The following is a 20,426-nucleotide window of genomic DNA, read 5'->3' on the forward strand; positions in this document are numbered from 1 at the left end:
CGTGCCATATTCCCCAAGCAGGAGACAGGTCTATCATGGCCAGAACAACTGACCAGACGCCTCCTCTACCCCACATTCCCGCGCTAGATCCAGCCGAGATAGAGCAGACCTGGCAAGATGCGCCACGCTTGCTCGCAGCCTTGAACGGCGCCCAACTAGGCGCCTGGTATTGGGATATCAAGAGTGGCCAGATCAGTTGGTCAAGGGGCGCGCAGAAGCTCTTCGGCCTAGACCCCAGCCGCCCGCTGACCCAAGGGCTGGAATACCTCGACCTGATTCCGCCAGAAGAGCGCCCCGGCGTCCTGGCGACCTTCCATGCAATCCTGCAAGGACAGTCAATTAGCAACGCCCTGCGCCACCGCATTCGCTGGCCCGATGGCAGCCTGCACTGGGTAGAAATCATCGGCAGCCTGCAACGCCAAACCGATGGCAACCTACGCATGTTTGGCGTGATTCGCGACATCAGCGCCCAGCAGGAACGTGCCGACACCTTGCGCGCCTCGGAAGAACGCTTCTCCAGCCTGTTTCGCCTAAGCCCGGACATCATGATGCTGGTGCGCTATGACAATAGCGAAATCATCGAGATCAACCAGCACTTCACCCAAGCCTTCGGCTGGAATGCAAGCGAAAGCCTTGGTCGCCCGACTCATGAACTGAACCTTTGGGTTCATCTCGAGCAGCGCGATCAACTACGTCAACAGGCACCGATCAGCCGCGACCCCGTAATACAGGACGTGCAGCTACGCAGCCGTAGCGGTGAGGTCCTCGACGGCGTGTTATCCAGCCAATATATAGAGCTGCAAGGCGAACGCCTGTTGCTCTGCACCTTCGTCGACACCAGCGAACGCCGCCGTGCCGAATCGGCCCTGCGCAGCAGCAAGGACAAGTTCGCCAAAGCATTCATGCACAGCCCTGACGCCGTGGCGATTACCGAATACGCCTCAGGCCGGTTCGTCGAGGTCAATACCAGCTTCGAACGCCAATTTGGTTGGAGCAATCAGGAAACCATCGGCCGAACTTCCCTAGAACTAGGCATATGGGCCGACCCCGGCGATCGCCTGCGCATGATCGAAGCCCTCGGTAACGGCCAGTTGGACAACCTCGAAGTACACCTTTTTAGCCGTGACGGCAGCGAGAGCATCAACCTGCTGTTTGGCGGCGAAATCGAACTCGATGACACACGCTGCATTGTCCTCACCGTGCGCGACATCACCCAACAACGCCAGCAGGAACTGGCTCTGCGTGAAAGCCAGGCACGCTTGAAGCTGGCCCTGGAATCAGCCGACCTTGGCGCCTGGGATTGGCATATCCCCAGTAGCCGCATGTTCGCCAGCACCCGCGCAGCCAGCCTGCATGGGCTCGCCACACAACCATTCGACGGCGCCTTCGATGATTTTTTCATCCAGGTTCCACTCGAGGATCGACGCGCGTTACGCCGGGCCTATCGAGAACTACTGGAACAGCACGGCAACAGCTACCAAGTCACCTATCGCGTACAGCTAGACAGCGGTGAGTCACGCATTCTGGAGACAACGGCAAAACTGCTGCTCGGCGACGACGGACATCCGCTACGCATGGTCGGCACACTGGTGGACATCAGCGAACGAGTACTGCGCGAACAACGCCTGCGCGCCTCGGAAGAAAAGTTCGCCAAAGCCTTCCACTCCAGCCCGGACGCCATCACCATCACCGAGCGTGACACGGGCCGCTACATCGAGGTCAACGAAGGTTTCACCCGCATTACTGGCTATCAGAGTGCGGAAGTTATCGGCCGCACATCATTCGAAATCAATATCTGGGCTATCCCTGAAGAGCGCACCCAGATGATCGAGCACCTGACGCTTTATGGTCAGGTGCTTCACATGGAAATGCACGGTCGCCATCGCAATGGCGGCCAATGCCTCGTCGACGTCTCCGTCCAACCCATCGAACTCAACGGCCTGGCCTGCCTGCTACTGACCGCACGCGATGTCAGCGAATTGAAACAGGCGCAGGCACAGGTGCAACACCTTGCCTACCACGACGCACTGACCAACCTACCCAACCGTACCTTGCTGATGGATCGCCTGACGCAGCAGATCGCCTTGCTCAAGCGCCACAACCTACGCGGCGCCCTGCTGTTCCTCGACCTGGATCACTTCAAGCACATCAATGACTCCCTGGGCCACCCCATCGGTGACGCCGTATTGCGCCTGATCACCGCCCGCCTGGAAGCCAGCGTGCGCCTTGAGGACACCGTCGCTCGCCTCGGCGGAGACGAGTTCGTCGTGCTGCTTTCCGGCCTGGAAGGTAAGCGCTCGGAAGTCATGCATCAGGTTCACCAGGTTGCGGAGAAACTGCGCCACTTATTGGCCGAGCCCATGCTGATCGACGGACACCATCTACAGGTCACCCCCAGTATCGGTGTGGCACTGATCCCCGACCACGGCGAAACCCCGGCCGACCTGCTCAAACGTGCCGACATTGCGCTCTACCGTGCCAAAGACTCGGGGCGCAATGCCATCCAAGTATTTCGCACCTCAATGCAAGACGCTGCGAGCGCACGCCTGCGTCTGGAGAATGAGCTACGCAGTGCATTGGTGCACGGCGAGTTCGAGCTGTATTTCCAACCCCAGGTCGATGCCCGCGATGGTGTCATTGTCGGTGCAGAAGCCTTGTTACGCTGGCGGCATCCGCAGCAAGGCATGCAATCGCCTGCTCAGTTCATTCAAGTACTGGAGGAAAGTGGCCTGATCGTCGAGGCCGGCGGCTGGGTGCTGGCCGAATCATGCCATGTCTGCTCCCGCCTACTAGCCGACGGCCTGGTCGATCCCTTGCGCTTCAGCCTGTGCGTCAACATCAGTCCGCGGCAATTCCGCCAACACGATTTCGTCGAGCGGGTCGCAAGCTATCTGCGCGACAGCCAGCTACCGTACGCCATGCTCAAGCTGGAGATCACCGAAGGCATCGTGATACAGAATATTGACGACACCATAAGCAAGATGCTGCGCCTGAAAAAGAACGGCGTCAGCTTTGCCATGGATGACTTCGGTACCGGATATAGCTCACTAACCTACCTCAAGCGCCTTCCAGTCGACGTACTCAAGATCGATCAATCCTTTGTACGCGATGCCACCAACGACCCCAATGACGCAGAAATCGTACGCGCCATCATCGGCATGGCACGCAGCCTCAACCTTGAAATCATCGCCGAAGGCGTCGAACAGCAGGAGCAGTTGGAGTTTCTTCAGGAGCAGGGCTGCCACTGTTATCAGGGCTATCTATTTAGCCGCCCCGTACCGGAAGAGGAATTTCGCGCCCTACTCACTCGCCCCCATGGCTGAGATGGCACAAGACGCCAAACTGAATGACGAAAGGGCACTTCTAAAAACGTAAGCGAGGCATCCAGCGCAATACCGATAGCGGCCCCGCAAAGACAGGCGAAAAACGCTCTGAGCCCAAAGACAATGCCCCTATCGATAGACAGGGGCATTGTTTCAAGTCTAATAGCACGCTCTGGTTTAACTATGGGCAGCTCGGCAAAGCCTGGCACTGCCCGGCCCCGCTAGCTGGCTTGAGTGCTGCGCCGAAGCGCTCATCCCCAGGCGCCAGTTTGCGGGCGCAAGCTTGCGCGGCTGCTGCCTCGTGCGCGCAGCCCTGCTCAGCCAACACCTGAGAAAGATTGAACCAGCCAGCCGCAAAAGTTGGCTCACGCTGCAGACTTTCCCGCAGCGCCTGCTCAGCACCTTGGCGATCCCCCTCTGCATAACGGCTGTTGCTCAATGCAAACCAAGGCAGTGACTCCTTGGGCCAAGCTTCACTCGCCGTTCGGTAAGCACGACGGGCAGCAGCAGCCTGACCCGTTTGCTCCAAATCATTGGCTGCCTTCATCCAGGTACGCATGTCAGCTTGCGCGGGCAAGCGCTCAGGCGACAGGGTCACCACAGCCCAGCGACCACCTCGGGCCCAGGTACGGTCGAAGCTTGTAAAGCTGTCTTCGAGGCGGCGCGTAGTTCCCGAACGCAAGATAAGCGTACGCTCGCGACGGTCGTAGCCAACCACCACAGCAAAATGCCACTGCGGATACCAGTCGAAGGCCAGATTCTGTAGCACCAGCACCGGGTTGCCCGCTGCCACCTCGGCAAGCACCGCCTCCAGACGCGGCTGCAGAGGATAGACCAGCATTTCGTGGCTACGCGCAGCAGCCACCATCTCGACCTGCAAACTCCCTTCACGCCCGGGGATATAGACCTTGTCCTTGAGCAGTCCGGGCGAAGTCATCACGCCGCGCTGATTAAGCATGGTGGAAAGCGCAGCAGGCCCACATTGATATGCCTGCTGGGCAAAGAAAGGGACATTGCTCAGTTCGACGCGTTCAGGCAAGCGCTCGCCTTCCGGTGATAACACCGGAGAGCGGGCACAAGCAGCGAGAAGAACAATGGACGCAATACAGCAGAGGCGGATTAACGATTGATACATTTGACGAAACTGAAGATGTTGGTGGCGCACAGCATATCAGTGATGATGAAGATCACCAGAAACAACACGATGATGCCCACCACACCCGCACCTGCCGGGGCCTGATCCAACTGCTGGTTGAACTGAGCCAGCTCCGCAGGCGTCAGACTGGCGATACGCGCTTCGACCTGATCGCGCTCCACCCCCATCGCAACCAGCTTGTCCTTGACCTGCTGATCATCGAGCATGGCCAGCAGTTGCTTCTGATCCACCTGATGCTGCTGCTCGGCAATGACCTCTGGAGTACCGATCATCGCCGCATTCGCAGCCGGAATCTGTACCACCAGAAGCAAATGGAACAACGCGGTAATAGCTGCCAGACGACGCATGGTTGGACGCATGAAAGGTGTTGTCATTGTGGTTATCTCCTCAGGGGGGGGTAGCCAATAGACATCGCACCCTGCGCTCGGTTCAGCGGCCACTACAACTGTTTAAGCGCATGTTGCAGCCCCAAAGCGCGCCGTCATCACAGCAGGCCGCTGCACCCACGTGAGCACAGCGGCCCTTTCACCTCTCGCGACTCAGAAAAAGCCCAGCGGATTGATGTCATAGCTGACCAGCAGGTTCTTGGTCTGCTGATAGTGGTCGAGCATCATTTTGTGGGTTTCGCGCCCAACACCGGACTTTTTGTAACCACCAAAGGCCGCATGCGCCGGGTACAGGTGGTAGCAGTTGGTCCACACCCGCCCCGCTTTAATCGCACGGCCCATGCGGTAGGCGACGTTCATGTCGCGGCTCCACACACCGGCGCCCAGGCCGAACTCGGTGTCGTTGGCAATCGCCAGGGCTTCGGCTTCGTCCTTGAAGGTGGTAACACCGATCACCGGACCAAAAATTTCCTCCTGGAACACACGCATCTTGTTGCTGCCCTTGAGTAGCGTCGGCTGGATGTAGTAACCGCCGGCCAGATCGCCTTCGAGTTTCTCTACGCCACCGCCTGTGAGTACCTGCGCGCCTTCCTGCTGAGCAATCTCCAGGTAGCTGAGGATTTTGTCGAACTGCTGCTGCGAGGCCTGAGCGCCAACCATTGTCTCGGTATCCAGAGGATTGCCGCGCTTGATCTGCTTGATTTTTTTCATCACCTCGACCATGAAGGCGTCGTAGATTGACTCCTGCACCAGCGCACGCGATGGGCAGGTGCACACCTCGCCCTGGTTGAAGAAGCCCAGCACCAGACCTTCGGCAGCTTTCTCGATGAAGGCCGGCTCGGCGTTCATGATGTCGGCAAAGAAGATGTTCGGCGATTTGCCACCCAGCTCGACGGTCGACGGGATGATGTTCTCGGCAGCACATTTCATGATGTGCGAGCCGACCGGAGTGGAACCAGTGAAGGCAATCTTGGCGATGCGCTTGCTGGTGGCCAGTGCTTCACCGGCCTCGCGGCCAAAGCCCTGGACGATGTTGAGCACGCCCGGCGGCAGCAGGTCGCCGATGATTTCCACCAGCAGGGTGATCGACAGCGGGGTCTGCTCGGCGGGCTTGAGCACGATGGCGTTGCCGGCAGCCAGGGCTGGGGCCAGCTTCCAGGCCGCCATCAGCAGCGGGAAGTTCCATGGAATGATTTGCCCAACAACACCCAGCGGCTCATGAAAGTGATAGGCAACGGTGCCATTGTCTATCTCGGCAGTACTGCCCTCCTGCGCACGGATGCAGCCGGCGAAGTAGCGGAAGTGATCTGCGGCCAGCGGCACGTCGGCGTTGAGAGTCTCGCGCACGGCCTTGCCGTTGTCCCAGGTTTCGGCCACGGCTAGCAATTCGAGGTTAGCTTCGATGCGGTCAGCAATCTTCAGCAGAATGTGCGAACGCTCCTGCACGCTGGTGCGGCCCCAGGCGTCGGCAGCAGCATGGGCTGCATCCAGTGCCTTGTCGATGTCATCAGCGTTCGAACGGGGAAACTCACCAATCACCGAACCATCGACCGGGCTGGTATTGGTGAAATATTGGCCACTGAGTGGGGAGACAAATTCACCCGCGATGTAGTTGCCATAGCGCGCTTTGAGTGTCACGACAGCGCCTGAAGTACCGGGTTTGGCATAAATCATGATGCGTCCTCTCTTCTTGTCGGAACCTGCAACCAAACAACTGGCAGCAAGCGATTATTCGATCCTAAAAACCCTGCACCCGCGATACCTCGTGGCACATGGTCGCATCTCGGCAGGCCGTCCAGCACAAGCCTTTGGTAGCGCCATGCAGAACAGTGGAGGTCTAAGGCTAGACCCGCTCACTGCGCCTTGCGTTCCCCAAAGAAAGATCCGCTCGCAACCTTGAGCCACACGTCGATCAGCACCCAATCACAGCGTACAGTTGACCTCTCATGACAGCACATTGCCCTGGCTGCACAACGTGCGTTCGCATTGATTAATGTCTTTCCTTGCTAGTAATAGCAAGCCCAATCATCGACACTGCCGCCCTGCCCCTCGCCCCCCCTGGAGACGACCATGCCCCTCGACATGCAAACGCGCAACGCCGTGCTTGAACACCCGCAAGCACTCGACGGCAACGTCTACCGTCCGCACGAGCAGGATGCTGATGCCGAAGAAATTGACCTCGGCGAAGCACGAGTCTTGATACTCGGCCCCTTCGAAGCACCAGTCGACTGGGATGCCCGCCAGCGTGACGATTATTTCGCCGAAGAAGATCCAGCCCTGTTTTTCAGCGCACGTATCGAAAGCCTCGCTGCGCCAGCCAGCAAGACCTTCTTCACGGTCGAGAGCGGCGACTATGTGGCCGCACAGTCAAGTCTCGGCGAAGTAGTGATGTATTACGTCTACGATCATGAAGACGACGCCGAAGGGCGCCGCTACATCCTGATTCGCGATGATGAAGAGCTTTAAAGCTCCAGTGCCAGCAGCAACGCGCAAACCAACAGAAAGCCGCAGAACAGGCTGCGCAGCAGGCGCTCCGGTAACGAGTGTGCCAGACGTACCCCCCAACTAATGCTGAGCAACCCGCCAACGGCCAGCGGCACGCCCAGCCACCAGTTGACATGCTGATGCATCGAATAGGTGAACAGCGTGACAGCAGTGCTGGGCAGCGCCAGTGACAAAGACAGCCCCTGCGCCACCACCTGAGTAGTACCGAACACGCTAGTCAGTACCGGTGTCGCGACTACCGCCCCGCCTACGCCAAACAGGCCACCCATGCCACCCGCAACCCCACCGAGCGCACCGAACCAACCCCAGGGGTAACGTAGCTCGCCAGTCGGCAGCGCCTGCTGCATCAACATTCGCAACAGGTTGTAAGCTGCCAGCGCTAGCAAAAAGCAAACGAAGGCCAGGCGCATGGTGCGCGCATCCAGCCCCACAGCATAAAGCGATGCCAACCAGGCGCAGAGGAAACTGGTTACACCCAGCAGCAAGGCATGCCGCAGATCGATACGGTTACGCTGATGGTAACGCCAGATTGCCAGCATCACATTCGGCACCACCATCACCAGCGCAGTGCCCTGAGCCAGTTGCTGGTCGAGCCCAAACATCACACCAAGCACCGGAATGGCGATCAGGCCGCCACCGATCCCGAAAAGACCTCCCACCGTTCCCAGCGCGACACCCAACATTAGATTCAGCAGCAGATCGAACAGACTCATGACACCTCCCAAGTTTGGCTGCATGGTAGAAGCCCGCTGCTAGTATGGAAACGCACAAGCCCGCACAATGGCTTTGCATATTTCGCACAGGCAAGCACAGATGAACCCAGACGCACTAACCGATCAATTGGAGCTATTTCTCGACGTACTGGAAACTGGCAGCTTTTCAGCGGCAGCCCGCCGCCACCCACTCACACCCTCAGCCGTAGCACGACGCATTGATGCACTGGAGCGCGCCATCGGCAGCAGCCTGTTCAGCCGCACCACGCATGCCGTGCGAGCAACGCCTGCCGGGTTAGCCTTCGCCGAGCGGGCCAGGCGCATTCTCACTGAACTGCACCTGGCACGCGCAGAAGCGGTATCACTGAGCAGTGCTCCAGAAGGATTAATTCGTATCGATGCACCAACACCTTTTGGTCGCCGCCATCTTGGCCCCGCCATAGCCGACTTTCTCGCGGCTAACCCTGGGCTAGACGTGCAGCTACGCCTGATCGACAGCTTCACAGATCTGCACGGCGAACACTTGGGTGAAGTAGATGTAGTGGTACGCATTGGCCCACTGCCAGACAGCCGCCTGGTCGCAACGCCATTAGCCTCGATGGTGCGTATCGTCTGCGCCAGCCCCGATTACCTACGCCGCCGCGGCATGCCACAGAGTCCGTTAGAGCTCGATCAGCATGACGGCCTCGACTGGGACAGCCTCGCCCCACCCTATGCCTGGCGTTTCGCCATCGACGGCAAGCTGCAGCAATGCAAGCCAAAGCGCCTACGCATGGTCACCAACAACGCCGAAACCCTGCTGTTCAGCGCGATTGCCGGGCTGGGTATCGCCCACCTACCGACCTGGATGAGCAGCGAGCACCTACAGCGCGGCGAACTGGTGCCGCTGTTCTGCGAGAACGGCCTGCCGCCAACAGAGCCCACTACCATCTACGCCCTGCGCCTGGAGCGCGAAGGCAGCCCGCGCATTCGTCTCTTGCTGAGCTTTCTGCAACAGCGCTTTGGTTTCCCACCACCCTGGGATCAAGCGCTGCAGGCCAGCCTGCCCCGCGCGGAGGAATGAGCAGAGAAACCTGCGCCCACAAAAAACCCGACACGCGCTGGCCGGGTCACGTCAACGCCGCATGTGTTCCCACCGCCGAAGGGCCAAGTACACGTCAAGCAGACATCCAACGTCCACGTTCAGTGGCGCCCAACGCTGCAGGCGCTGAGCATCCGCTACCGTCCGCCGTACAACTGCCGACACACCTATGCGACAATGAGCCTGATGTCAGGCCTCAACCCCGCCTTCATCGCTCAGCAGCTCGGCCATTCCGTGCAAATGCTGCTCTCAACCTACGCGCGCTGGATCAACTCAAGCTCTGGCTGGGGTGAGCTGGAAAAGCTGGAAACGGTATCAAATCGGTATCGGAGCAAACCAGGCGCACATAAGTCATTGATAGGTAAGTCCTTTGATCTCCACCGCTAACATCACCATGCAGTTCGGCGCCAAGCCGCTGTTCGAGAACGTTTCCGTCAAGTTCAACAACGGCAACCGCTACGGTCTGATCGGCGCCAACGGCTGCGGCAAGTCGACCTTCATGAAGATTCTTGGCGGCGATCTGGAGCCATCGGGCGGCCAGGTGATGCTTGAGCCGAACGTGCGCCTGGGCAAGCTGCGTCAGGATCAGTTCGCCTACGAAGAATTTAACGTGATCGACACCGTGATCATGGGCCACGCCGAGCTGTGGAAGGTCAAGGCCGAGCGTGACCGCATCTATTCGCTGCCGGAGATGAGCGAAGAAGACGGCATGAAGGTCGGCGAGCTGGAAGGTGAGTTCGCCGAGATGGATGGCTACACCGCCGAGTCCCGCGCCGGCGAGCTGCTGCTGGGCCTGGGTATTCCGCTGGAGCAGCACTTCGGCCCGATGAGCGAAGTCGCCCCCGGCTGGAAGCTGCGCGTGCTGCTGGCCCAGGCGCTGTTCGCCGACCCGGATGTGCTGCTGCTCGACGAGCCAACCAACCACCTGGATATCAACACCATTCGCTGGCTGGAAAACATTCTCACGGCGCGTAACAGCACCATGATCATCATTTCCCACGACCGTCACTTCCTCAATGCGGTCTGCACCCATATGGCCGACCTGGACTACGGCGAGCTGCGCCTGTTCCCAGGCAACTACGACGAGTACATGACGGCCTCGACCCAGGCCCGTGAGCAACTGCTGGCCGACAACGCCAAGAAGAAGGCGCAGATCGCCGAGCTGCAAACCTTCGTCAGCCGCTTCTCGGCCAACGCCTCCAAGGCCAAGCAAGCCACCAGCCGCGCCAAGCAGATCGACAAGATCCAGCTAGCCGAGGTCAAGCCATCGAGCCGCGTCAGCCCGTTCATCCGCTTCGATCAAAACAAGAAGCTGCACCGCCAGGCGGTGACCGTCGAGAAGCTATCCAAGGCCTTCGACGACAAGGTGCTGTTCAAGAACTTCGGTTTCACCATCGAAGCCGGTGAGCGCGTGGCCATCATCGGCCCCAACGGCATCGGCAAGACCACCCTGCTGCGTACCCTGGTTGGCGAAATGACCCCGGACGCAGGCGCCGTGAAATGGACCGACAGCGCCGAGGTGGGCTACTACGCTCAGGATCACGCCCACGACTTCGAAGCCGATGAAACCCTGTTCGAGTGGATGGGCCAGTGGACCAGCGGTGAGCAAAACATCCGCGCCGCACTGGGCCGTATGCTGTTCTCCTCCGACGAAATCCAGAAGTCGGTGAAAGTGCTCTCCGGTGGTGAGCAGGGCCGCATGCTGTTCGGCAAGCTGGCCTGCCAGAAGCCCAACGTGCTGGTGATGGACGAACCGACCAACCACCTGGACATGGAGTCCATCGAGGCGCTCAACCTGGCGCTGGAGAACTACCCCGGCACGCTGATCTTCGTCAGCCATGACCGCGAGTTCGTCAGCTCGCTGGCTACGCGCATCATCGAGCTGTCGGATAACGGTGTGACCGACTTTAGCGGCACCTACGACGATTACCTGCGCAGCCAGGGCGTCATCGTCTGAGCCTAAGTTGCACGCAGGCTTGAAAGAATGCCCCTGTCTATCGACAGGGGCATTTTCGTTTATGGGCAACGCTACGCTCAGCAACCCGCTCCTGAGCCAGACAAAACGCAAACGCCCCGAATCGATCGGGGCGTTTGGTTGTTTCACAGACGAGGCGTGAGCACCGTCTACCCCGTGCAATCAGCTCTCCAAAGCCGGGCGCTGACTGCCGATGGGGATGCGCTTGGCCTTGGCTTCTTCCGGCACGATGCGCTCAAGCTCGATATTGAGCAGGCCGTTAGCCAGAGCCGCACCCTTGACCTCGATATGGTCGGCCAGACGGAAAGACAGCTTGAAGGCACGCTGGGCAATGCCCTGGTGCAGGTAACTGACGCTCTCGGCGCTGCGATCACGCTTGTTGCCGACGACGGTGAGCACACCGCGCTCGACCTGCAGCTCCAGATCGTCCTCTTGGAAGCCAGCCGCTGCAACCACGATGCGGTAGCTGTCTTCGCCATGCTTCTCGACGTTGTAGGGCGGATAGGAGCTGCCCGCGTCATTGCTGCGCAGGGCGGACTCGAAAAGATCGTTGAAACGATCGAAACCGATGGACTGGCGGAACAAAGGGGCCAGGGACAGTACATTGCTCATGAGTATTCTCCTGATAAGTCAGCAAGTGTCATAGCGCGGAACCCGACTTCGGCATCCCGCAGTCACTTATCTAGGGTCGTCCAGAAGAATTTCAAGGCATGTCTTGAGCACCGAGCACAACACCGGAAATGCTCGCGAAAAGGCATTGGCGAGCAGAGCTCGCGCCTACGCTGAGTGTTCAATCAACCGCAGGAACTCGGGCGTAAATGGGTAGCTTGGCGCCCGCTACCCCTGGCTTTTATCCAGACAAAGGGGCTTTAACTGGCCGCCATCAGCAGCCGATCAATACGCTCGCAATGCTGCTCACGACGCACCTCGGCGAACAGCTCGACCGCTTCGGGATAGGTACGCGTCAGCATCGCCAGCCACTGCTTCAGGCGTCCCGGCGCATAGCGTGGTGCGAGCTTGCGCCGCGCCTGCAGCCAGAAATCCAGCAGCAGCGGCTGCAGCTCACGCCAAGTCATGTCCTGCGGCTCATCACCGGCCCTGACCGACGCGATCTGTCGCGCCAACCCCGGACGCGAGACCAAGCCGCGCCCCAGCATGATGTCATCGACGCCACTGATTTCACGGCACCTCCGCCAGTCATCCAGCGTCCACACCTCACCATTGGCAAACACCGGCACAGCGACCACGTCCTGCACGCGCGCCACCCACTCCCAATGCGCAGGCGGCTTGTAACCCTCGACCTTGGTGCGCGCATGCACGACGATCTGGCTGGCACCGCCATCGGCCAGCGCTCGCGCACAATCCAGAGCCCCCTCCTTGCTCTCGAAGCCCAGACGCATCTTCGCCGTCACCGCAATCTCGGCAGGCACGCTGCGCCTGACTTCACGGACGATGGCATGCAGCAACTCCGGCTCCTTGAGCAACACGGCACCGCCACGCGACTTGTTCACCGTCTTGGCTGGGCAACCGAAATTGAGGTCGATCACCGGCGCCCCCAAGGTGCAAGCGAAAGCCGCGTTATCGCCCAGGCACTGCGGATCGGAGCCGAGCAGTTGCACTCGCATCGGCGCTCCAGCCCGCGTACGCGCCCCCTCGAACAACTCAGGGGCGAGCTTGTGATAAGTCGCGGCAGGCAGCAGGCGGTCACTCACACGGATGAACTCCGTTACGCACCAATCGATGCCACCTACGCGCGTCAGTACATCACGCAGGATTTCGTCAACCAGCCCCTCCATGGGTGCCAGAGCGATTTGCATGGGGTCTTCCAGAAAAATGGGGCGCACAGTTTAAGAGCTGGCGCCAGCCGTGCAAGATGGTTGGCCTCGAACGGTCGACAAAGGAGTCATTTGCATGCGCCCTCTGCTCATCACCGCCCTCACCCTACTCTGCAGTCACGCAGCGGCTACAAAACTGCAGCCGCCAGCCCCGGTTGCGGACGCGCCAGCCCGACTGATCATCAACCGCGATGGCAATGCACCGACCGCCTGCGATGTGGAGCTGTACCTCAACGAGCAAGTCGTCGCGACCCTGGCCCCGAATCAGCACACCAGCCTGGACGTACCCAGCGGGCAAATGAGCCTGGCCGTGGCGATATCGCCTTCAGGCTACTGCGGCGGCACGGGGCCAACGGTTGCCCAGTCGATCATCGTCGCGCCAGGAGAGACGCGCCAATTCGACGTGGTGGTGAAGCCGGAGCAGATTTTTCTATCGCCGCGCCTGAGCGACTGAGTCACGCCAACAGCGCACGGCCATAGCCCTCAACGAACTCAGCAGGCATTCGCTTGGGCCGCCCCGTGGAGAGTTCGATACAAACGAAGGTGGTGCGGGCACGCAACAACGTCAGCCCATCCTCAAGTCGCAACAGTTGAAAGCATCGATCCATTTTCAGGCGCTGGTCAGATTCGACGATCCAGGTCGCCATCTGCAGTTGCTGGCCCTCATAAGCACTGGCCAGGTAGTCGATTTCATGCCGCACGACCGCCATGGCGCGATCCAGTCGGCGATACTCCGTCAGATCCAGCCCGAGATACTGCGAGTGCCGCCAGGCGCAACGCTCTAACCAACTGACGTAAACCGCGTTGTTGGCATGCCCCAGCCCATCGATATCTTCGGCGCCCACGTGTAGATCGATGACGAAGGGCGCGGGACGATCCCAGCTCATAGCCGTGCCTCCAAATCCCTCACCAGCCGCAGCACCTGATCCATCTTCAGCTTCATCCCGCCTCCTGTAACGGCTGCTAGGGTTCGCTGCCTAGCGAACACCCGGTACGGCGGCATGATACGCCGCCCACTCAAACACCGCGACAAACCGAGCAACCACGCAGAGCCTCAAACAGATTCTTTCTTCGACGCAAACAAAAAGGGCCACTTCCTAAGAAGCAGCCCTGGTTCCGCAAACGCGGCAAGAAAAATGGCGTCCCCTAGGGGACTCGAACCCCTGTTACCGCCGTGAAAGGGCGGTGTCCTAGGCCACTAGACGAAGGGGACGAAACCTTCGAACAACAAGGCCAGCACGAGGCTGGCCTTGAGTGTGATTGGTGGAGCTAAACGGGATCGAACCGTTGACCTCTTGCATGCCATGCAAGCGCTCTCCCAGCTGAGCTATAGCCCCGAAACCTTGCGGTCGGCACACAACGCCTAAGTGTTGCGGCTGGAAAATGGCGTCCCCTAGGGGACTCGAACCCCTGTTACCGCCGTGAAAGGGCGGTGTCCTAGGCCACTAGACGAAGGGGACGAAACCTTCGAACGACAAGGCCAGCATGAAGCTGGCCTTACGTGTGATTGGTGGAGCTAAACGGGATCGAACCGTTGACCTCTTGCATGCCATGCAAGCGCTCTCCCAGCTGAGCTATAGCCCCGAAACCTTGCGGTCTGGCTGCAACGCCTGAGCGCTGCGGCTGGAATAAGTGGCGTCCCCTAGGGGACTCGAACCCCTGTTACCGCCGTGAAAGGGCGGTGTCCTAGGCCACTAGACGAAGGGGACGCAAAACCCTAATCGTGAACCGACTTATATCGATTCTGGCACCCCCGAAGGAGTCGAGATTGGTGGAGCTAAACGGGATCGAACCGTTGACCTCTTGCATGCCATGCAAGCGCTCTCCCAGCTGAGCTATAGCCCCATCTCGAGGACGGGGCGCATGTTAAGAGCGCCCCGGTTACCTGTCAACAATATTTTTCCTGCAGCCCTAAATTTTTTGCCACTAGAACAATTACTTAGGGCCTTCACTCGCAGAGAGTTAGCCGTAACCGTGGGAGGCGCTTTCGACTCTGGCATCCTGCTTCGTTCTACCTCCTGCATCCCTGCAGTCGTAGCGGCGACAAAATCAAATCATCGCGGCTAAAGCCCCTCCCACAGTTGCACGCCTCGACTTAGCCGATGCTCGCCAGCAGCTTTTCCCACTCCTTGGCTTCTTTCTTCGAGGTGCCGCCCAGAAGCTCCAGCGCCTGGCGCAAGCGGAAGCGGGTCAGATCCGGGCCAAGGATTTCCATGGCATCGAGTACCGATACCGAGCTGGCCTGACCGGTGATCGCGGCGAACATCAGCGGCATGGCATCACGCAGTTTCAGCTCCAGATGCTCGACCACAGCCTGGATGCAGCCGGTGATACGGTCTTTCTCCCACTGGCGCAGCGCTTCGAGCTTCCACAGGATCAGTTGCATCAACTGGCGCACCTGATCGGCCGACAGTTTTTTGTGCTCGAACAGCTTGGCATCCAGGTTCAGCCCACCGGAGAAGAAGAAGCCAGCCAGCGGTGCAATCTGGCTAAAGGTTTCCACCCTGCCCTGCACATGCGGCGCAATTTTCATCAGGTAATCGGGGTTGAGCGCCCACTTCTGCACTTCAGCGGCGAAGGTTTCCACCGGCAGCTCACGCAGCCACTGGCCGTTGAGCCAGGAGAGTTTTTCCAGATCGAAGATCGGCCCGCCCAGCGACACACGGCTGATGTCGAAGTGTTCGATCATCTCGTTCAGGGAGAACTTCTCGCGCTCGTCGGGCATCGACCAGCCCATGCGCCCCAGGTAGTTGAGCATGGCTTGCGGCAGATAGCCCATGCGCTCGTAGAAGGTGATGCTGGTGGGATTCTTGCGCTTGGACAGTTTGCTCTTGTCCGGGTTACGCAACAGCGGCATGTAGCACAGCGCTGGCTGCTCCCAACCGAAGTATTCGTAGAGTTTGATCAGCTTGGGCGCCGACGGCAGCCATTCCTCGCCGCGCAGCACATGAGTAATACCCATCAGGTGGTCGTCGACCACGTTGGCCAGGAAGTAGGTGGGCAGGCCATCGGCCTTCATCAACACCTGCATGTCCATGCGATCCCACGGAATCTCGACATCGCCACGCAGCATATCCGGCACCGTACAGACGCCTTCGCTCGGCACCTTCATGCGTACCACGTGCGACTCGCCCGCCGCGATGCGCGCCTGCGCCTGCGCTGGATCGAGGTGCATGCAGTGACCGTCGTAACGCGGGGTTTCCTTATTGGCCATCTGCTGCGCGCGCACTTCATCGAGGCGCTCGGCGCTGCAGAAGCACGGGAAAGCGTGGCCCTTGCCAACCAGTTCGTCCGAGTATTTCTTGTAGATCTCGCCACGCTCGCTCTGCCGATACGGGCCGTGCGGGCCGCCAACGTCCGGGCCTTCGTCCCATTCGATACCCAACCAGCGCAATGCATCGAAAATCTGCTGTTCGGACTCGCGGGTCGAACGCAACTGGTCGGTGTCTTCGATACGCAGGATGAACTGACCACCGTGCTGACGAGCGAAGCACAGGTTGAACAGTGCGATGTAGGCGGTGCCGACATGAGGGTCGCCGGTCGGCGATGGCGCGATACGGGTACGAACGGTGGTCATGAATGCTCTCGGATGGAAGACACGAGGTTTAAATCAAGCGGGCGATGTTAGCAGGCCGATGGCCCCTGGCTCCAGCAACCCACCACGGGTGATCGGCAAGCTGGCAATAAGGAAGTCGAGAAAAGCCTTGACCTTCATCGCCTGGAAACGCCGCGACGGGTAGATGGCATACACCTCGCCCACCGGCAGTCGCGCCTCGGGCAGCAACTCGATCAAACGCCCGCTGCGCACGGCGTCCTCGCTGATCATCACCGGCAAACCGGCAATGCCGGCGCCGGCGACTGCCGCTTCGCGGGCAAAGGTGATGTTGTTGCAAGTCAGCACCCGCTGACAGGGCACGCTTTCATCCAACAGCGGCCAATAACGCGGCGCATCGTGGTGCAACAGGATTGCCCGATGCGCCTCCAACTCCGCCACGCTGCGCGGCGTGCCATGCGCAGCCAGGTAAGCCGGGCTGGCACAGAGGCGCCGACCACTCTCGAACAGCTTGCGCGCGATCAGAGTGGAATCCTGCGGATGGCCGACCAGGATGGCGATATCCACGCCCTCCTCCAATGGATCGACCTGGCGCGAGGTGATTTCCACCTCAGCGTTGATCTGTGGGTACTGGCGCATGAACTCACCGAGCACTCGCCCGAGAAACAACTGACCGAACTCGATCGGCGCGGTAATCCGCAACAACCCTGACGGCTCGCGCTGCAGTTGCATGACGGCCTGCTCAGCCTCGGCGAAGTCGAGCATGATCTGCCGACAGCGCTCGTAGTAAGCCTGCCCCACTTCGGTCAGGCGCAGCTTGCGCGTAGTGCGATTGAGCAAACGCACGCCGAGTCGCTCTTCGAGCAGAGCGATGCGTCGACTGACCGTGGACTTTTGCATGCCCAGGCTGTTCGCCGCCTGAGTGAAACTGTGGCACTCCACGACGCGGGTAAAGATCAGTGCGTCATCCAACCCCATGATTGTTCCTCATAAGCAACAAAGCATGCAGATTCTAGGCTCTACTATCGAAAAGGGAACATTGATAAATTTAATTACATTTTTTCGATGCATATTGAGCCCCAAGCATGCCCGCAAAACTACAACGCCGCCTCCTTGTTTTCGTCATTCTCCTAGCGCTGGTCATCGGCGCTTTTTTTGCTGAATGGCTGCTGGTCGGTCGTTACCACGAAAATACTGACAACGCCTATGTACAAGGTGAGATCACCCGAATTTCCAGCCAGTTAAATGCACGTATCGAGAAAGTCATGGTGCGCGACAACCAGCACGTCGAAGCAGGTGACGTACTGGTGACCCTGGAAGACAGCGATTTTCGTCTGGCGCGCCAACGCGCCCTTGCCGCCCTGGTAACCCACCAGGCCGAGCGGGCTCAGGCGCAGAGCAAACTCGACCAACAAGCGAGCCTGATCGCCGCCAGCCAGGCTGATGTGGCCGCCAGCCAGGCAACACTGGAGCGCGCTCAGATCGACCTTAGCCGCGCGCAGACCTTGCGCAAGCCTGGATATGTGTCCGAAGAGCGCGTGACCACATTGGCCGCCGACAACCGCGTAGCTCGCTCGCAACTGAACAAAGCTCAGGCCGACCTGCAGGCACAGCGGCAACAAGTGGCAAGCCTCGAAGCCGAGCTCAAGCGCCTTGATGCGCTGATTCTCTCCGCCCAGGCCGACCTGGAACAGGCAGACCTCAACCTCTCCCGCACGCAGATCCACGCCCCCATCAGCGGTATGGTCGGCCAGCGCTCGGCCCGCGAAGGCCAAGTGGTACAGAACGGCGCCTACCTTTTGTCACTGGTGCCAGATCAGGACATCTGGATTCAGGCCAACTTCAAAGAAACCCAGATCGGCCGCATGCGCCCAGGACAGAAAGCCGAACTGCTATTCGACAGCTATCCCGACACCCCCATCGAGGGTCGCATCGACAGCCTGTTCGCAGCCTCTGGGGCGCAGTTCAGTTTGCTGCCACCGGATAACGCCACTGGCAACTTCACCAAGGTGGTACAGCGCATTCCGGTCAAGCTGACCTTCGCTGCCGACAATCCGCTGCGTGGTCTGATCCGCCCCGGCATGTCGGTTGAAGTGACCGTCGACCTGCGTAGCGACGAACACCATGGCGGGTGATGCCCTGATCCGCCCCACGGCGGAACCCAGCCGCCGCGACTGGATCGCGGTGATGAGCGCCATGCTCGGCGCCTTCATGGCGGTGCTGGACATCCAAATCACCAATTCCTCGCTCAAGGATATTCAGGGCGCGCTGTCCGCCACCCTGGAGGAAGGCTCGTGGATTTCCACCTCCTATCTGGTGGCCGAAATCATCATGATCCCCCTGACCGCTTGGCTGGTGCAGCTACTGTCGGCACGCCGTTTGGCGGTGTGGGTATCGGCGGGCTTTCTGGTTGCCTCGTTGCTGTGCTCCATGGCCTGGAGCCTGGAGAGCATGATCGTTTTTCGCGCCCTGCAAGGGTTCACCGGCGGTGCGCTGATCCCGCTGGCGTTCACCATGACGCTGATCAAACTACCCGAGCATCACCGCGCCAAGGGCATGGCGCTGTTCGCCATCACCGCCACCTTCGCGCCCTCCATCGGCCCCACGCTGGGCGGCTGGCTGACCGAAAACTGGGGCTGGGAATACATCTTCTACATCAACGTGCCACCCGGCCTCATCATGATCGCCGGCCTGCTCTACGGCCTGGAGAAAAAGGCGCCACACTGGGAGCTGCTGAAGACCACCGACTACGCCGGCATCGTGACGCTGGGCCTGGGCCTGGGCTGCCTGCAGGTGTTTCTTGAGGAAGGTCATCGCAAGGACTGGCTGGAATCGCAACTGATCGTCGGCCTCGGCAGCGTGGCGCTGGTCAGCCTGATCCTGTTCGTCATCCTGCAGATTTCCCGCCCCAACCCACTGATCAACCTCGGCTTATTTCGTGAGCGCAACTTCGGCCTGGCCAGCATCTCCAGCCTGGGGCTTGGCGTGGGTTTGTACGGCTCGATCTACGTGCTACCGCTGTACCTGACACAAATCCAAAACTACAACGCCCTGCAGATTGGCGAAGTCATCATGTGGATGGGCATACCGCAGCTCTTTCTGATTCCGCTGGTGCCCAAGCTGATGCAGTTCATTGCGCCGAAATGGCTCTGCGCTGCAGGCTTCGCCCTTTTTGGCGCAGCAAGCTTTTTTTCCGGCACGCTCAACCCGAACTTCGCCGGCCCGCAGTTCAGCCATATCCAGATCGTTCGCGCACTCGGTCAACCCATGCTGATGATCACCATTTCGCTGATCGCCACCGCCTACATCCAACCGCAGGATGCAGGCTCAGCCTCCAGCCTGTTCAACATCCTGCGCAATCTCGGCGGCGCCATTGGCATCGCCTTGCTCGCAACACTGCTCGATGCCCGCGCCAAGATTTACTTCGACTACCTGCGCGAATCCATCGTGCCCACCAACCCACAGGTTGACGAGCGCCTGCAGTTGCTCACCCAGACGCTGGGCAGCGAACAAGCTGCGCTGGCCAAGCTGAACCAAATCGTGCATGAACAAGCGACCATCATGGCCTATAACGACGCCTTTCACTTTATTGGCATCGCCCTGGCCGTGAGCATGCTGGCGATCCTGCTGACGCGAAAGCTGCCGCAGAACATGGCAGGCGGTGGCGCGGCGCATTGAGGCCTGACAGAGATACGCCGCCCTGCCGTAGGGGGATGCCGTTTTTCGCATCCATCGAGGCGGTGGATCGGTTAAGCGTGATCCACCTTACGCCGGCGCCTCATCCGTAGGAGCGGCTTCAGCCGCGAACTCAGTCGCAGAGCGGACGCAGTTTTTGCATCCGCCGTGGCAATGGATCGATCAGGCGTGATCCACGCACGGGGACACGTAGAACCGTGGGA

At 59.8% G+C, this 20,426-nt stretch carries 16 protein-coding genes, 6 tRNA genes and 1 pseudogene; 8 read left to right on the plus strand and 15 right to left on the minus strand.

All coding sequences use genetic code 11. From position 1 onward, the window contains the following. The first annotated feature begins 35 nt into the window (after positions 1–35). Complete coding sequence (locus AERO9A_RS11655; protein ID WP_159972114.1) at positions 36–3,323, plus strand: EAL domain-containing protein; 3,288 nt, start codon at positions 36–38, stop codon at positions 3,321–3,323. Positions 3,324–3,504: 181 nt separating this feature from the next. Here AERO9A_RS11655 and AERO9A_RS11660 read toward each other — a convergent pair whose 3' ends face one another. The 3 genes from AERO9A_RS11660 to AERO9A_RS11670 form a co-directional block, all read right to left on the minus strand. Beyond that, positions 3,505–4,458, minus strand: coding sequence for a PA2778 family cysteine peptidase (locus AERO9A_RS11660; protein ID WP_159972115.1), 954 nt, complete (start codon positions 4,456–4,458; stop codon positions 3,505–3,507). Continuing rightward, positions 4,443–4,853 carry a PA2779 family protein gene (locus AERO9A_RS11665; RefSeq protein ID WP_372239669.1) on the minus strand — a complete coding sequence of 137 codons (411 nt, stop codon included), beginning with the start codon at positions 4,851–4,853 and terminating at the stop codon, positions 4,443–4,445. The genes AERO9A_RS11660 and AERO9A_RS11665 overlap by 16 nt, the downstream gene beginning before the upstream one ends. Before the next feature lie 165 nt (positions 4,854–5,018). Beyond that, a complete protein-coding gene (locus tag AERO9A_RS11670) occupies positions 5,019–6,539 on the minus strand; it encodes an aldehyde dehydrogenase family protein (RefSeq protein WP_159972116.1) in 1,521 nt (506 codons plus the stop codon). A gap of 396 nt (positions 6,540–6,935) precedes the next feature. Between AERO9A_RS11670 and AERO9A_RS11675 the strand changes: the two genes are divergently transcribed. Then, a complete protein-coding gene (locus AERO9A_RS11675; protein ID WP_256665942.1) occupies positions 6,936–7,331 on the plus strand; it encodes a hypothetical protein in 396 nt (131 codons plus the stop codon). On the opposite strand, the gene AERO9A_RS11680 is transcribed toward AERO9A_RS11675, so the two are convergent. Beyond that, a complete protein-coding gene (locus tag AERO9A_RS11680) occupies positions 7,328–8,083 on the minus strand; it encodes a sulfite exporter TauE/SafE family protein (protein ID WP_159972117.1) in 756 nt (251 codons plus the stop codon). The two genes, AERO9A_RS11675 and AERO9A_RS11680, sit on opposite strands and share 4 nt — an antisense overlap. A gap of 100 nt (positions 8,084–8,183) precedes the next feature. Between AERO9A_RS11680 and AERO9A_RS11685 the strand changes: the two genes are divergently transcribed. The 3 genes and pseudogenes from AERO9A_RS11685 to AERO9A_RS11690 all read left to right on the plus strand — a co-directional run bounded on the left by AERO9A_RS11685 (position 8,184) and on the right by AERO9A_RS11690 (position 11,121). Then, positions 8,184–9,146 (plus strand): LysR family transcriptional regulator, encoded by a 963-nt coding sequence (locus AERO9A_RS11685; RefSeq protein WP_159972118.1) that lies wholly within the window; start codon positions 8,184–8,186, stop codon positions 9,144–9,146. Between the two features lie 39 nt (positions 9,147–9,185). After that, a pseudogene (locus AERO9A_RS22820) lies at positions 9,186–9,514 on the plus strand (site-specific integrase); the annotation flags it as partial. Between the two features lie 20 nt (positions 9,515–9,534). Next, entirely contained in the window at positions 9,535–11,121 is a 1,587-nt protein-coding gene (locus AERO9A_RS11690) for an ABC-F family ATPase (protein WP_159972119.1), read from the plus strand. Positions 11,122–11,301: 180 nt separating this feature from the next. On the opposite strand, the gene AERO9A_RS11695 is transcribed toward AERO9A_RS11690, so the two are convergent. Continuing rightward, positions 11,302–11,751, minus strand: a complete 450-nt coding sequence (locus AERO9A_RS11695) for an Hsp20 family protein (RefSeq protein ID WP_159972120.1) — start codon at positions 11,749–11,751, stop codon at positions 11,302–11,304. 257 nt (positions 11,752–12,008) lie between these two features. Beyond that, entirely contained in the window at positions 12,009–12,956 is a 948-nt protein-coding gene (locus AERO9A_RS11700) for a tRNA-dihydrouridine synthase (protein WP_159972121.1), read from the minus strand. 94 nt (positions 12,957–13,050) lie between these two features. Between AERO9A_RS11700 and AERO9A_RS11705 the strand changes: the two genes are divergently transcribed. Next, entirely contained in the window at positions 13,051–13,428 is a 378-nt protein-coding gene (locus AERO9A_RS11705; RefSeq protein ID WP_159972122.1) for a hypothetical protein, read from the plus strand. A 1-nt stretch (position 13,429) separates the two neighbouring features. Here AERO9A_RS11705 and AERO9A_RS11710 read toward each other — a convergent pair whose 3' ends face one another. From AERO9A_RS11710 to AERO9A_RS11750, 9 genes are all read right to left on the minus strand, one after another. After that, positions 13,430–13,861: a thioesterase family protein gene (locus AERO9A_RS11710; protein WP_159972123.1), complete on the minus strand. Its 432-nt coding sequence runs from the start codon at positions 13,859–13,861 to the stop codon at positions 13,430–13,432. Positions 13,862–14,111: 250 nt separating this feature from the next. After that, positions 14,112–14,187: transfer RNA gene (locus tag AERO9A_RS11715), tRNA-Glu, on the minus strand. Positions 14,188–14,235: 48 nt separating this feature from the next. Then, positions 14,236–14,311 (minus strand) — tRNA-Ala (locus tag AERO9A_RS11720). Positions 14,312–14,358: 47 nt separating this feature from the next. Beyond that, positions 14,359–14,434, minus strand: a tRNA-Glu gene (locus tag AERO9A_RS11725). A 48-nt stretch (positions 14,435–14,482) separates the two neighbouring features. After that, positions 14,483–14,558 (minus strand) — tRNA-Ala (locus AERO9A_RS11730). A 49-nt stretch (positions 14,559–14,607) separates the two neighbouring features. Then, a tRNA-Glu gene (locus AERO9A_RS11735) sits at positions 14,608–14,683 on the minus strand. A gap of 60 nt (positions 14,684–14,743) precedes the next feature. Beyond that, positions 14,744–14,819 (minus strand) — tRNA-Ala (locus AERO9A_RS11740). A 250-nt stretch (positions 14,820–15,069) separates the two neighbouring features. Then, complete coding sequence (gltX, locus tag AERO9A_RS11745; protein WP_159972124.1) at positions 15,070–16,551, minus strand: glutamate--tRNA ligase; 1,482 nt, start codon at positions 16,549–16,551, stop codon at positions 15,070–15,072. A 33-nt stretch (positions 16,552–16,584) separates the two neighbouring features. Next, positions 16,585–17,505 carry a LysR family transcriptional regulator gene (locus AERO9A_RS11750; RefSeq protein ID WP_159972125.1) on the minus strand — a complete coding sequence of 307 codons (921 nt, stop codon included), beginning with the start codon at positions 17,503–17,505 and terminating at the stop codon, positions 16,585–16,587. Positions 17,506–17,612: 107 nt separating this feature from the next. Here AERO9A_RS11750 and AERO9A_RS11755 point away from each other — a divergent pair, with 107 nt between their 5' ends. Together AERO9A_RS11755 and AERO9A_RS11760 are read left to right on the plus strand one after the other, a co-directional pair. Then, positions 17,613–18,662, plus strand: coding sequence for an HlyD family secretion protein (locus AERO9A_RS11755; RefSeq protein ID WP_159972126.1), 1,050 nt, complete (start codon positions 17,613–17,615; stop codon positions 18,660–18,662). Between the two features lie 49 nt (positions 18,663–18,711). After that, entirely contained in the window at positions 18,712–20,205 is a 1,494-nt protein-coding gene (locus AERO9A_RS11760; RefSeq protein ID WP_178111135.1) for an MDR family MFS transporter, read from the plus strand. Positions 20,206–20,426: the final 221 nt, after the last annotated feature.

The sequence above is a fragment of the Pseudomonas sp. 8Z genome, assembly GCF_902506535.1.
Taxonomy (GTDB): Bacteria; Pseudomonadota; Gammaproteobacteria; order Pseudomonadales; family Pseudomonadaceae; genus Aquipseudomonas.

Coding starts and splice junctions, on each gene's coding strand:
- AERO9A_RS11655 (WP_159972114.1), top strand. CDS start 36: ATGGCCAGAACAACTGACCAGACGCCTCCTCTACCCCACATTCCCGCG.
- AERO9A_RS11660 (WP_159972115.1), bottom strand. CDS start 4,458: ATGTATCAATCGTTAATCCGCCTCTGCTGTATTGCGTCCATTGTTCTT.
- AERO9A_RS11665 (WP_372239669.1), bottom strand. CDS start 4,853: ATGACAACACCTTTCATGCGTCCAACCATGCGTCGTCTGGCAGCTATT.
- AERO9A_RS11670 (WP_159972116.1), bottom strand. CDS start 6,539: ATGATTTATGCCAAACCCGGTACTTCAGGCGCTGTCGTGACACTCAAA.
- AERO9A_RS11675 (WP_256665942.1), top strand. CDS start 6,936: ATGCCCCTCGACATGCAAACGCGCAACGCCGTGCTTGAACACCCGCAA.
- AERO9A_RS11680 (WP_159972117.1), bottom strand. CDS start 8,083: ATGAGTCTGTTCGATCTGCTGCTGAATCTAATGTTGGGTGTCGCGCTG.
- AERO9A_RS11685 (WP_159972118.1), top strand. CDS start 8,184: ATGAACCCAGACGCACTAACCGATCAATTGGAGCTATTTCTCGACGTA.
- AERO9A_RS11695 (WP_159972120.1), bottom strand. CDS start 11,751: ATGAGCAATGTACTGTCCCTGGCCCCTTTGTTCCGCCAGTCCATCGGT.
- AERO9A_RS11700 (WP_159972121.1), bottom strand. CDS start 12,956: ATGCAAATCGCTCTGGCACCCATGGAGGGGCTGGTTGACGAAATCCTG.
- AERO9A_RS11705 (WP_159972122.1), top strand. CDS start 13,051: ATGCGCCCTCTGCTCATCACCGCCCTCACCCTACTCTGCAGTCACGCA.
- AERO9A_RS11710 (WP_159972123.1), bottom strand. CDS start 13,861: ATGAGCTGGGATCGTCCCGCGCCCTTCGTCATCGATCTACACGTGGGC.
- gltX (WP_159972124.1), bottom strand. CDS start 16,551: ATGACCACCGTTCGTACCCGTATCGCGCCATCGCCGACCGGCGACCCT.
- AERO9A_RS11750 (WP_159972125.1), bottom strand. CDS start 17,505: ATGGGGTTGGATGACGCACTGATCTTTACCCGCGTCGTGGAGTGCCAC.
- AERO9A_RS11755 (WP_159972126.1), top strand. CDS start 17,613: ATGCCCGCAAAACTACAACGCCGCCTCCTTGTTTTCGTCATTCTCCTA.